Below are 12107 nucleotides of genomic sequence, written 5' to 3'. Positions count from 1 at the left end.
GTGTTCCAGGTGACGGGCTCGCGACCCGCAACTCGCGTCCCGGAACCCGGTGGTTCACCCCCAAACCCGCACCCCCGCGACCCAAAACCGCCTATCGCTGCAACCCAGCAGCTTCCGGCAATCCCAGCATGAGATTCGCGTTCTGCACCGCCTGCCCCGCCGCACCCTTCACGAGATTGTCGATCGCGCTGAACACGAGCAGCGTCGGCTGACGCATCCCGGTTGGTGAAACGGCGCCAATGCGCACGACGTTGCGATGTTGTACATCGGCCAGTGCCGGCAAACCCTTCGTGAGTTCGACGAACGGTTCGTCAGCGAACATTGCGCGATATGGCTCGAGCGGATCGCTCAGCGAACGAGAAAGCGGAACCGTGATCGTGGACAGGATGCCCCGATCCACCGGGAGCAGGTGGGGCGTGAACAACAGGTCGCAATCAGCACCCAGTCGCGACATCGTATCCCGCATCTCGAACAGGTGACGGTGTGAATTGCCCACCCCATATGCGCGGTAGTTCTCCGTCACCTCGGCGAACAGGTACTCGAGCTTGGGCGATGCCCCCGCCCCGCTGATGCCGCTGGCCGCCGCGATGTTCACGGCAGCACCCGGCGCGATGAGCCCCGCCTTGGCGAGCGGAGCCAGCGCGACAAGCACACTCGTCGCGTAGCACCCGGGGTTGGCCACCACGCGCGCGTTCCGGATTGGCTCCCGGAACAGCTCCGGCAATCCATAGGGGGCATCGGCCGGCACGCCCTCTGGCAACCCATGCGCCGTACCACCGTGGCCCGGGCGCAGGTCGCTCGACAGATCCACCACCCGCGCACCTGCCGCGATGACCCTGGCCACCCACTCAGCCGATGCGCCATGCGGCAACGCGGCGAACACCAGGTCCGCCCCCGCCAGATCGGCCTCTTCCGGTCCGATCAGCGGGATGTCATGCACTGTGCCGCCGGCACGCACGCGCAGCGTGGTGCCACGCTGGCTATGCGCCGTGGCGAAGGCGAGCGAGAGCTGAGGATGGCCGAGAACGAGCGCGCACAGCTCGCGCCCGGAGTAGCCGGAGGCACCCAGCACCCCCACACGATAGGTCGGCATTGAAGACGAGTCGGGCACGTTCGATGAAACGGAAGACGGTTGCATAAGGACCGGCATACTATGCACAATGTATGCATAATTTTGCAGTGGGGTGCTGTCAATCGCCCCCCGGGTGCCCTGAGTCCCGATTCCGGAGATTCCGTTGTCAGACAAGCGAGAGCGGCAGCAGACCATTCGCGAAATCGTCGCGGCCCACGCCGTGGCGAGCCAGGAGGAGCTGCGACGACAACTCGCAAAGCGAGGTTGGGACGTCACGCAGTCCACCCTCTCGCGTGATTTGCGCGAACTGCGCCTGGCCCGCATTCCCGACGGCCAGGGGCGCGCGCGATATGCCTTCCCTGAAAACGGCAGCGTGGACCAGGACGTGGCCCGTCTCGAGCGCATGCTCCCCGAGCTGCTCGTGGACGTGGAGGGTGTGCAGGTGCTGGTCGTGGCCCGCACTATGAAGTCCGGCGCACAGCCGGTCGCCGAGGCGCTCGACCAGCTCGAATGGCCCGACGTCGCGGGCACGATTGCCGGTGACGACACGGTCCTCATCATCTGCCGCAGCACCGAAGGCCGTGAGCGCGTGCTCCGGAAGCTGCGCACCTACATCGATCGCTAGATTTCCGCGCCATGACTGCCTCTTCTTCATCCGAATCTGCCGGCGGCACCCACAAGCTGTGGGGCGGCCGATTTGCCGGTGGCCCTTCGCCGCTGCTCGACGCCATCAATCGGTCCATCGGGACCGACTTCCGTCTCTGGCCGCATGATGTGCGCCTCTCTCAGGCATGGGCTGCTGGACTGGGTCAGGCCGGCGTGCTCACCCAGGACGAAAGCCTCGCGCTGCAGCAGGGGCTCGATCGCGTGGCGCAGCGCATTGCCGATGGCGCGCAGCCCGTCGCGACGGATGAAGACATCCACACCATGATCGATCGGTTGCTGCACGAGGAAGCCGGTACGGTGGCGTCCAAGTTGCACACCGGCCGCTCGCGCAACGATCAGGTGGCCACGGCCTCGCGCCTGTGGACCATGGACGCGTGCCAGAAGCTCGATGTCGCCATCCGCGAACTGCAGCAGGCGCTGCTCACGCAGGCCGAGACGCTCACCGATGCGATCCTGCCGGCGTACACGCACCTGCAGCGCGCACAGCCGGTGAGCGGCACGCATTGGCTGCTTTCGCACTTCTGGCCGCTCGATCGCGATCGCACGCGTCTCGCCAACGCCGCACGTGGCACCGCCACGCTGCCCCTTGGCTCGGGTGCCATTGCCGGTTCGGCGTTTCCGATCCCGCGCACACTCATCAAGGACACGCTGGGCTTCGCGGCCATCTCGCCCAATTCCATCGATGCCACGGGCGACCGCGACTTCGTGGCCGAGACGCTGTTTGCGTGCACGATGACCGCCGTGCACTGCTCGCGCATTGCCGAAGATCTCATCATCTACGGCTCGAGTGAATTCGGCTTCGTGAAGTTCGGCGACGGCTTCTCCACCGGCAGCAGCATGATGCCGCAGAAGCGCAATCCCGATGTGTTCGAACTCGCGCGTGGGTCCGGTGCGCGCGTGCTGGGTGATCTCGTCTCGCTGCTGGGCACAATCAAGGGCTTGCCGAGTGGCTACAGCAAGGACCTGCAGGACGACAAGCGCGCGCTGTTCAACGCGGTGGACCTGCTGTTCCTCGTGTTGCCGGCCATGGCCGGTGCGATCAGTGAACTGCGTTTCAATCGCGATCGCATGCGCAACGCGGTGTCGAGCGCCATGATGGCCACCGATCTCGCCGACTACCTCGTGAAGAAGGGCGCCACGTTCCGTGAAGCACACGGCGCGGTGGGTTCGCTGGTGCGACAGGCGGAGGAAGCGGGCATCGAGATGACCGAGATTCCGGCCGAGGCGTTCACCAAGGCCCATGCGCTGTTTGGCGATGATGCGCGCGAGGCATTGGGTGCCGAAGCGTCGCTCGCGGCGCGCGATATCGATGGTGGCACGGGCCCCAATGCGGTGGCGCGTCAAGTCGAGCAGGCGCGCGCCAGTCTCGCCGCATCGGCATGAGCACAAGGTCGGAGATGGTGGCTGGTACGACACTCGTCGCACAGCTCGAAGGTGTGGTGTTCGATTGCGACGGCGTGTTGGTGGACAGTGAGCGTATCACCAATGGTGTGTGGGCGAGGTTGCTGACTGAACTCGGCCTGCCCACCACCACCGAGCAGTCACTCGCCACCTACCTCGGCAACTCCATGGCGCGTTGCCTCGAAATCGTCGGCGAACAGTTCGGCCGGCCCGCGCCGGACGAGCTGTTGCCGCGTTTTCATGCCGCTGTGTCGGTGGAACTCGCCCGTGACGTGACCGCGGTGCCCGGCATCGTGGCGTTGCTCGACCAGCTCGATGCGGCACGCATCCCGTACGCAGTCGCGTCCAATGGCGAACAGGCCAAGATGCAGACCACGCTCGGCACCACGGGGCTCGCCGATCGCTTCGTGAACCGGCGGTTCTCGAGCCTCGATGTGGGCCGCCCCAAGCCGGCACCCGATGTGTACCTGCACGCGGCCCGTGCACTTGGAGCGGCTCCAGCGCAGACCGTTGCCGTCGAGGATAGCCCACTCGGTGTGCAGGCGGCGGTGGCCGCTGGCATGGTGGTGATTGGGTATGCCGAACTGGTGGCCCCTGCGCGACTGCGTGCCGCAGGTGCGACGGTCACGGTCGACCACCTCGACGAGATTGCACCGTTACTGGGACTTCTGCGCGGGTCCACCGACACCTAGACGCGACATTACAGCGGTCTGGCGAGCGGGAGTGTTGTTCACGCATGGCTGCATTGACGCCAGTGTGGGGATTCACGAAGTTTGGCGCGCCGTGATGATGAGATCATCGCACGAGCCAAGACCTGCAAACGCCAAGGAGCTTACCGGATGCGTCGCCTGAATCCCCGCAATTTCGTACTCGCCGGCCTGATGGGCGTCACGTTGGTGTCGAACACGGCTTGCTTCGCGAGCTTCCCGCTCACGCGCAAGCTGTACAACTACAACAAGAACATCGGCGGCAAGTGGGCGCAGGAACTGTTCTTCCTGGCCACGGGCGTGATCCTGCCGGTGTACGGCGTGACGGGTCTTCTGGACATGGTGGTCTTCAACTCGATGGAGTTCTGGACCGGTAAGCCCGCACTCGCTTCGGCCTCCGCACCAGAGACGAAGGTGAAGGTGGTGGCGAAGGGCGACGTGAAGCTCACGCAGACGATGACGCGCTCTGTGGAAGGCCGCACGATGATCCTCGACGAAGAAGTGAAGGGCCAGTTCCACAGCCGCACCGTGCTGTCGCAGGCGGCCGACGCGTCGGTGGTCACGGCGAACATCACCTACGCCGATGGCCGCACAGAACAGCGCATGCTGACGGTGGACGAAGCGGGCAAGTTCACGGTGACGGGCTCGAAGCAGCTGCCGCGCACCCTGACCACGGGTGAAGTGGAAGCACTGACGTCACGGCTGTCGGCACTCAGCACGACCGCGTACTGATCGTTCAAAGTGAGTGTACCGGCGTGGGCCGGTACTCTCGAGCAGGTATTTCCCGGGGGCTCGCATTCGTGCGGGCCCCTTCGTTTTGAGGTGGATGGTGACAAATCCACCCACTGGGCGAGTAAGGCGCTGGCATTGCATGAGCTCGCAATGCCGTCCCTCATTTCCACCATCCGGCACAACCACTGTGCGGGGGGTCAACGACATGACGTCCACATGAAACCAGATTGTGGGCATCCTCCGTACGGGGAGTGGCTGACCTATCCCACCCCTCGGGGTGGGCTCTCACGTAGATGCCATCGGGCGCGTCCCCTTGCCGTGACGTGCCTTCGACATCATTGATTGTGGTGGGCGCTGCCGCCCGCTTCTTTACGTTCACATCACACGGCAAGACCGAACTCCTCTCACGTTTCAGGAGAAGTGCATGATCGCTCGTTTCGCTCGTTTCGCCGCTGCCGCCGCACTGGTGGCTGCGCTGCCCCTTACCGCATCGGCCCAGTTCGCGAAGGGTGACCGCGTTGGCACGGTCAATTTCATGACCGGCGGTGATTACAACGGCTCGGGTGTCGGTGTGCAGGCCGAATGGGGCATTCTCCCGATCGGCAAGGCCACGCTGGGTATCGGCGGCTTCGTTGGCTACCAGAGCGACAGCGAAACGTATGGTACGTTCAAGGCGAGCAACTCGGTGATGCCGTTCATGGCCATCGGTAACGTGCACTTCCCGATCGCCTCGCAGCCCAAGCTCGACCTGTATGCGGGCGCCAGCGTCGGCATCATCCGCGTGTCCTGGGATTCGAACGTTCCGGCGGCTTACAACGTCGATGGCAGCGATACGGACACCGGCTTCGGCATTCAGGGCGGCGCGCGCTACTGGTTCGGCTCGAAGCTCGGCCTCAACGGCCAGATCGGTATCGGCGACATCCCGCTCCTGCACGCGGGTCTTTCGCTCAAGTTCTGATCGCCTGAGCAAGAAAAAAGGGGGCGCGTGCATCAGCACGCGCCCCCTTTTTCATGTCAGTTGGCAAGTCTGACCTCGCCTCAGAATGCGTAGCCGATGGTGAGACGCATCGTCGGCATCACACGCTGAATGCCTTTGCTGCGCTCCTCGGCAATGAAATAGCGCTTGATACCACCGCCGATGGTAACGGCTGTTGATTGCGATGTACCGAGCAACCACTGGTACTGACCCTCGACCGAGAAGGTCGGTGCCGATTCGGTGGTGTTATCACGCTGGCAGTTCTCGCTGATGATGTCGCACAGCGTGTCCTTGCGGCGGATAGCGCCGTACCCGAGCCCTCCCGACAGGCCCAGCCCGTGCAGCGCGCGCTCCTGGGGATACAGACGGAGTTTGGCGTCGACGTTGGTGTAGTAGTCGTCGAACCGGACGTAAGAGCCGGCCAACGCAAACGATACGTTGGGTCTGATGCGCTGCTCGTATTCGCCCTGGAAGTAGCCGAGCAGCGGCAGGAATGGATTGATCGCGATGATGTGGTCGGGTCCACTGGTGGTGCGCGTCTGTTCGCGCAGCGATCCCTGGGCACCAAGTGGTTCACGCGGGGCGAGAGCGGCGCTCGCCAGCAGGGCCACGCCAAGAGCGCGAACCGTGCGGGATGTTCGATGCAACATGAAGACCTCGTTGTCCTTCAAGGGACGCGACAAGACAAATGCCCTGCGCGCACGAGGCGCACAGGGCATTGCCCGCCCATCCGTGAAATCAGAATCGGATACCGAACGTGATCGGCACCCACTTCGCGCTCGCGTCTCCATCACCGAAGACGTTCACGTACTTGGCTTCGAGGAACGTGGAGAATCCGGAAAGCTGGAAGCGCAGACCACCACCCACCTGGATACCCAGATCGTTGGAGCTCTCGGTATCTCCCGAGGTGCTCCCCAGATCGACGCTGGCCTTGGAGTTGAACATGCCCACACCGCCAAGCAGGTACGGCTTCACCATGCTGGATGAGTTCACGCTGTAGAGCGCGTTGGCAACAAAACCCAGGCTCCGGAGGTTGACATCATCACTGAACTTCGTCGTCCAGCGGTCGTAGCTGACATCGCCACGAAAGCCGAGCGATGCCATGGAGGCCGGCTTGAAGTAGATGTGACCGGCAGCGGTGAATCCCGACTCTGCGGCATCGCCAAGATCGCTCATCGGGAGCGACAGGCCACCGCTAACGCCAAACGACACCGGCTTGTCAGAGCTGGCCTGCGCCGATAGCGCCGCAGGGGCAGCGATTGCCGCCGCCAGTCCGAACATACGCAGTGCACGCTTCATGCTTTCCTCCAGAGTGTTGAATTGATGTGACGCAGCCCTACAACCCCTGATCTCAATCAGGGATCCTTTCCACGCCCGTGACGAAGTACTCCGTTTCTCCGAAGCAGGATGTCGGGATTCCGACATGTTGCTCGTAGTGGACCGCCACACGTTCTCCGCTGAGCGCCTCGATGGCATGAGCCACTGAGTCGCTGCGTACCGTGAAGGTGAAGCTGTCAGACCGGAAACCACGGGCGATATCCGTATAAAGTGTCCCCTCCCACGTCTTACAGACATACCCCTTTCGGGCAATCTTCTGCACGTAGCCGGCACGCTTGCCACTGGAGTAACTCCAGGACATGGCTACAGCCGACCAGGCGGCGACGCCGATCACTGGCAGGCCGATAAGCACGACCAGCGTAGTGAGCAGCCAATGACGCCGGAAAAACGAACGGCGGGCCGCGGGTGCGGCAGGTGGGACCGGTGTGGGCGCGAGTTCATCGGGCGATGTGTCATCCGATGATGGCTGGGAGGGGTCTGTCATGATCTGGAACTTGGGGGAGCCCGGGAGCACGCGCTAGCTTACGGTACTCACTCTCAACAGGGTTTCAGGATCGTGTCATCAGTCAGCGAATTCGGCCGCCGCCGCCCCTCCGTCACGGTGCGCGTGCGTGGTGTCCCCGTAGGCTCGGGATCGCCGGTGGTCGTGCAATCGATGACCAATACCGACACGGCCGATGCAGCCGGTACGGCCGACCAGGTGGCGGCACTGTTCGAGGCCGGATCGCAGAAGGTGCGCATCACGGTCAACAACGATGAGGCGGCCAAGGCGGTGCCCGAGATCCGGCAGCGCCTCGATGATCGCGGCCTGGATGTGCCGCTCATCGGCGACTTCCACTACAACGGCCACCTGCTGCTCACGAAGTATCCGACCGCCGCCGCCGCGCTCGACAAGTACCGCATCAATCCGGGCAACGTGGGGTCGAAGCATCGCGACGCGAACTTCACCACCATCGTGCAGGCCGCCATCGAGCACGACAAGCCGGTGCGCATCGGCGTGAACTGGGGTTCGCTCGATCAGGATCTGCTCACACAGATGATGGACGCCAACGCCAACTCGGCCACGCCGCGTGATGCGAAGGATGTCTATATGGACGCAATGCTCGAGAGTGCGCTGCGTTCGGCGACGCTGGCCGAGGAAGTGGGGCTCGCGCACGACAAGATCATCGTGAGCGCGAAGATCTCGGTCGTGCCCGACCTGGTGGAGTGCTATCGCCGTCTCGCGGCGCGCTGCGACTACCCGCTACACCTAGGCCTCACCGAGGCCGGTATGGGCAACAAGGGCGTGATCGCGTCCTCGGCGGCGCTGGCCGTCCTGTTGTCCGAAGGCATCGGCGACACCATTCGCGTGTCACTCACGCCGAAGCCGGGTGGTGATCGCCGCGAAGAAGTGTTCGTGGCGCAGCAGATCCTGCAGTCACTGGGTTTGCGCTCGTTCGCCCCGCAGGTGACCGCGTGCCCGGGCTGTGGCCGTACCACCAGCTCGTTCTTCCAGCGCATGGCCGAAGACATTCAGGGCTATCTGCGCGAACAGATGCCCGTCTGGCGTGAATCGCGTCCCGGCGTGGTGGAGATGAAGGTGGCCGTGATGGGCTGCGTGGTGAACGGCCCTGGCGAATCGAAGCACGCCAACATCGGCATCTCGCTGCCCGGTACGTTCGAAGAGCCCAAGGCACCGGTGTACGTGGACGGCAAGCTGTTCACGACGCTCAAGGGCGAGCACATCGTGGCCGAGTTCCTCGTGATCCTGAATGACTACGTCGAGCGCACGTACGGGCAGCTGTCGGCGGTCTGAACGGCTGCAACAGCGGGGGGAACACAGATCACACAGATCTGGAACTACAAAAGCACAGATACCGCGAACCACGAGAAAGAGCTTGAATTCGTGGCGAGTCTGATCTGTGCTTTTGTTTGTTTGATCTGCGGAATCTGTGTTCCCCCCGCTGTTCAAGGCACCACGTCGATACCACCTGCCTGCTGGCCGACGTCCACGCGCGCAACCGTCTTGAGCGCAACGAGATCAATGATCTCGACGGTGCCGGGCTCACTGCCCACGCCCTCGACGCTTACAAAGGCGTAGCGGTCATCGGTCGTGATGGCCACGCCATGCACCACCCGGCGCTGCGTTGGCAGCGTGGCGAGCGTGGCGCCACTCACCGCGTCGATGATGGACACACTCTGGCCGCGCTTGTTGGTAGCCACGAGACGCTTGCCGTCGCGCGTGATGGCGAGATTGTACACGCCGTTGCCAGCCGGAATGCGGCGACGCATGCGCCACGTGGCCACATCGATCTCCACCAGGTCGCTCGTGCCATTGCATGCCACCCATACCGTGCGGTCGTCGGGTGAAGGCTGCGCCCACGTCGGCGAGCAGGTGGTGCTGCCCGCCGCGGGCTGCGCGAGCCCGTGTCCACTCATGTCATGCCCAGCATGACCTGCCGCCGCGGTACGCGTGGCCGGCGCACCATTCATGCCCTGCTCGGCACCCTTCGTGACCAGGAAATGCCGTGACACCTGCAAGCCGTCGAGATCGATCTCCACGAGCTGCTCGTCCATCATGCACACCGAATAGTGCTTCGTGCCTGCGCGGTTCATGCGCGATCCATGCGGCATCGCGCAGGTGGTGATGCGCGCGATCTCCTGCAGACTGTCGGCGCGCACCACCGACACGTCCGAGGGCACCATCTCGCCGTGCAGATTGAAATTCACGACCACGATGAGGCGCCCATCGGGACTCACCTGCAGCGTGGCCGGGAAATTCCCCAGCATCACCTGCCCCTGATAGGTGTTGGTGCGCGTGTCGAACTTCCACAGCACACCGTACGGCGTGCCATGTGCGGTGGTCACATAGTAGTTCGCACCATCGGGCGTGACGGCAAGACCGTGCGGACCATCGGGATCGGCGAGCATCACACCTACCTCGTGTTCGCTCACCATCTTCGCGCCCTGCGGCCCGAACTCGATGACGGCCACACGGTCAACGGACTCCGAGGCCACCAGCGCACGATAGGTGCGTGTGGGCGCGGCGACCCCGGAAGACAACGACGCGGGTGCCGGCTGGGCACCCGCGTCGTTGAGGCCGCTCACGGCGGCGGACACCACCGCCGTGGCCATCGTGGCAAACCGGCGGATCTGTCGATCAGTCAGACGATACATCACATCCTCACGGTACGATTGCGCTCTTCTTGGGATCGGGCTTGGGTTCCATCCGCACGATCCAGAGGCCGTTGTACATGTCGTTCACATACGCCAGGCCGTTGCGCACCACCACGCCCCACGTCATGGCGGCGTTCTTCACGAAACCATCGAGATCGGCCGTGTGCACGTGGACCATCTCGCGCTGCTGCGCGCGCAGGTCGCCGCGCAACTCACCCGAAATATCAAAGGCGCGGAATCCGGCGTTGTACGCGCCCATATACAGCGTGTCACCGGCCACCCATACGTTGTGCACGCCACCGAACTCGGGCTCGTAGAACGCCACGCTCTTGGGCTTGGCGATATCCGACACATCGATCACCTGCAGACGACCGTACGCACGACCAGCCGATGCATCCTTCGCACCCTTTACCGGCGCCGCCGGGAAGACTTCGTCGGCGATGAACACGTAGTTGTTGTGGCGCCAGGCGGTGTGCGTGCCGCGAATGAAGCCCGGGCCACCCGCCGCCTCCACCTGCCGGTACATGTCGTTCAGGTCGTACTTGTACTGCGACACCAACTGCGGATTGGCCGGCGAACCACCCTTCACACCATTGCCGATGTCGAGGATGACCAGCCCGTCATTCCAGTAGCTCAGATATGCGAGGCCATCCTGCACATCCACGTCATGCAGCGAACGACCTGCATCCGGGCGCGGCGTCTTCCATACCGACGCCGTCTTGGGCGCACACGGGTCGCTGATGTCGATGATGTGGAACGCACCCGTACCATCGTTGGTGAGGTACACATGCGTACCGAACTTCTCCTGCTTGTACACGAACGTGGAGTGCACACCGCCCGTCAGGCCGTCGGTGAAGTCGGCGCACTTCTTGGGGTGCAGCGGATCTTCCAGTGAAGCTATGACGATGCCGTTCTTGCGATCGCTCGCGCCCTCGCGCGTGAACACCATGTGCTTGCCATCGGGCGTCGTCATGATGTCGTTCACACGTCGCGTATTCTCGACGAGCGAATCGGTCACCACCGGCTTGGTCTTGTCGGTGATGTCGATGGTGTACATGCGATCACCACCAGAGCCGGTGCCCAGATACGCGATCTCGCGCGTCGGATGCAGCCACACTTCTTCGGTGGTGAACTTCATGCGCGGCAAGCGTCCGACCACCGTGGCCGGCCGGCGCACATCACGCGGCGTGAGACGCACCACGGCCTGCGCACTCTGCGTGCCCAGCGTGGCTGTCACCACGTAGGTACCACCCTCGTAGCCCGTGAACGCACCATCCCGGTCGATGATGCCCTGACCGGGACTGAAGCTGTAGCTCGGCGTGACACCCGTGATCGTCTTACCGGCAGCGTCTTTCGCCGTGACGGCAAACCGGATCACATCACCCGTGCGCGCTTCACGCGACGATGGCGACATGGCAATGGATGCCACACGCGACGCGACCACATCCACCGCCACCGTGGTCGTGGCCCGATCGACCCGACCGGTGAGTGTGGCGCGTCCCATCGCCTTGGCTTCCACCAGGCCATCCGCGTTCACACTGACCGCCGTCGGATTGCTGCTCGTCCACACCACACGGTCACGGCGCACATCACCACCCGCGCTCTTCACGATGGGCGCCAGCACCACACGCTGACCGGCCACCATGCGCGTCGGGGCATCCACGGTAATCGTCGCTGCAGGCCCCGGCACCATGCGCACTTCCACACGCTGCGTGAGCGCGGCAAAACCCGGAATCTGCGCCACCACCGTCACCGGCAACGTGCCTGTCGAGCCAGAGCGCACGAGACCATCGGGATCGACGCGGCCTTCGAATACACCACCCGCCGCCACGAAGCGGATCTGCGCCGCCGACACGGGCTGGCCCGATGCATCCACCACCCGTGCCTGCAATCGCAGGGTATCCTCAGCGACCACCACCGGCTCGGCCGGCGTGATCACGAGACGGGTGCCCTGCGCCGGGGCCGGCTGGGCCGCTGCGGGCTGCGCCGCCTGCAACAGGGCGGCCATGACGAGCATTGGTGTCATGTCACTTCCTCGGTGTTGATGTCAGGCTTCCTC

Annotated in this window: 12 protein-coding genes; 6 read left to right on the top strand and 6 right to left on the bottom strand. The window is 63.9% G+C overall.

The window, feature by feature from the left end:
• Positions 1-91: 91 nt before the first annotated feature.
• The gene (gene argC, locus VGE27_RS00735) at positions 92-1093 is read right to left on the bottom strand and encodes an N-acetyl-gamma-glutamyl-phosphate reductase (protein ID WP_331047710.1); all 1002 of its coding nucleotides are present in this window, start codon (positions 1091-1093) and stop codon (positions 92-94) included.
• A 142-nt stretch (positions 1094-1235) separates the two neighbouring features.
• Between argC and argR the strand changes: the two genes are divergently transcribed.
• From argR to VGE27_RS00710, 5 genes are all read left to right on the top strand, one after another.
• Positions 1236-1697: an arginine repressor gene (gene argR, locus VGE27_RS00730; protein ID WP_331047709.1), complete on the top strand. Its 462-nt coding sequence runs from the start codon at positions 1236-1238 to the stop codon at positions 1695-1697.
• Between the two features lie 11 nt (positions 1698-1708).
• Positions 1709-3121 carry an argininosuccinate lyase gene (gene argH, locus VGE27_RS00725; RefSeq protein WP_331047708.1) on the top strand — a complete coding sequence of 471 codons (1413 nt, stop codon included), beginning with the start codon at positions 1709-1711 and terminating at the stop codon, positions 3119-3121.
• Positions 3118-3831, top strand: coding sequence for an HAD family phosphatase (locus VGE27_RS00720; protein WP_331047707.1), 714 nt, complete (start codon positions 3118-3120; stop codon positions 3829-3831). Before argH ends, VGE27_RS00720 begins: the two co-directional genes overlap by 4 nt.
• Before the next feature lie 147 nt (positions 3832-3978).
• Positions 3979-4578 (top strand): DUF3332 family protein, encoded by a 600-nt coding sequence (locus tag VGE27_RS00715; RefSeq protein ID WP_331047706.1) that lies wholly within the window; start codon positions 3979-3981, stop codon positions 4576-4578.
• 424 nt (positions 4579-5002) lie between these two features.
• Entirely contained in the window at positions 5003-5536 is a 534-nt protein-coding gene (locus tag VGE27_RS00710) for an outer membrane protein (RefSeq protein ID WP_331047705.1), read from the top strand.
• Between the two features lie 80 nt (positions 5537-5616).
• Here VGE27_RS00710 and VGE27_RS00705 read toward each other — a convergent pair whose 3' ends face one another.
• The 3 genes from VGE27_RS00705 to VGE27_RS00695 all read right to left on the bottom strand — a co-directional run bounded on the left by VGE27_RS00705 (position 5617) and on the right by VGE27_RS00695 (position 7376).
• Positions 5617-6204: a hypothetical protein gene (locus VGE27_RS00705; RefSeq protein ID WP_331047704.1), complete on the bottom strand. Its 588-nt coding sequence runs from the start codon at positions 6202-6204 to the stop codon at positions 5617-5619.
• A gap of 88 nt (positions 6205-6292) precedes the next feature.
• On the bottom strand, positions 6293-6853 hold the full coding sequence (locus VGE27_RS00700) for an outer membrane protein (protein ID WP_331047703.1): 561 nt from the start codon (positions 6851-6853) through the stop codon (positions 6293-6295).
• 52 nt (positions 6854-6905) lie between these two features.
• Complete coding sequence (locus tag VGE27_RS00695) at positions 6906-7376, bottom strand: hypothetical protein (RefSeq protein ID WP_331047702.1); 471 nt, start codon at positions 7374-7376, stop codon at positions 6906-6908.
• 72 nt (positions 7377-7448) lie between these two features.
• Between VGE27_RS00695 and ispG the strand changes: the two genes are divergently transcribed.
• Positions 7449-8687, top strand: coding sequence for a flavodoxin-dependent (E)-4-hydroxy-3-methylbut-2-enyl-diphosphate synthase (gene ispG / locus VGE27_RS00690; RefSeq protein WP_331047701.1), 1239 nt, complete (start codon positions 7449-7451; stop codon positions 8685-8687).
• A gap of 152 nt (positions 8688-8839) precedes the next feature.
• On the opposite strand, the gene VGE27_RS00685 is transcribed toward ispG, so the two are convergent.
• A complete protein-coding gene (locus tag VGE27_RS00685) occupies positions 8840-10048 on the bottom strand; it encodes a YncE family protein (protein ID WP_331047700.1) in 1209 nt (402 codons plus the stop codon).
• Between the two features lie 7 nt (positions 10049-10055).
• Entirely contained in the window at positions 10056-12074 is a 2019-nt protein-coding gene (locus VGE27_RS00680) for an Ig-like domain-containing protein (protein WP_331047699.1), read from the bottom strand.
• Positions 12075-12107: the final 33 nt, after the last annotated feature.

Origin of the sequence: Gemmatimonas sp. (assembly GCF_036405635.1) — a bacterium.
Lineage (GTDB): Bacteria > Gemmatimonadota > Gemmatimonadetes > Gemmatimonadales > Gemmatimonadaceae > Gemmatimonas.
The sequence above is the reverse complement of the archived record's forward strand: the minus strand, read 5'-3'. Positions and strand labels throughout refer to the sequence as shown.

Bases quoted from the DNA above. Each gene is read 5' to 3' on its own strand.
- argH (WP_331047708.1), top strand. From the start codon at position 1,709: ATGACTGCCTCTTCTTCATCCGAATCTGCCGGCGGCACCCACAAGCTG.
- VGE27_RS00705 (WP_331047704.1), bottom strand. From the start codon at position 6,204: ATGTTGCATCGAACATCCCGCACGGTTCGCGCTCTTGGCGTGGCCCTG.
- VGE27_RS00700 (WP_331047703.1), bottom strand. From the start codon at position 6,853: ATGAAGCGTGCACTGCGTATGTTCGGACTGGCGGCGGCAATCGCTGCC.
- VGE27_RS00720 (WP_331047707.1), top strand. From the start codon at position 3,118: ATGAGCACAAGGTCGGAGATGGTGGCTGGTACGACACTCGTCGCACAG.
- VGE27_RS00710 (WP_331047705.1), top strand. From the start codon at position 5,003: ATGATCGCTCGTTTCGCTCGTTTCGCCGCTGCCGCCGCACTGGTGGCT.
- VGE27_RS00715 (WP_331047706.1), top strand. From the start codon at position 3,979: ATGCGTCGCCTGAATCCCCGCAATTTCGTACTCGCCGGCCTGATGGGC.
- VGE27_RS00695 (WP_331047702.1), bottom strand. From the start codon at position 7,376: ATGACAGACCCCTCCCAGCCATCATCGGATGACACATCGCCCGATGAA.
- VGE27_RS00685 (WP_331047700.1), bottom strand. From the start codon at position 10,048: ATGTATCGTCTGACTGATCGACAGATCCGCCGGTTTGCCACGATGGCC.
- VGE27_RS00680 (WP_331047699.1), bottom strand. From the start codon at position 12,074: ATGACACCAATGCTCGTCATGGCCGCCCTGTTGCAGGCGGCGCAGCCC.
- argC (WP_331047710.1), bottom strand. From the start codon at position 1,093: ATGCCGACCTATCGTGTGGGGGTGCTGGGTGCCTCCGGCTACTCCGGG.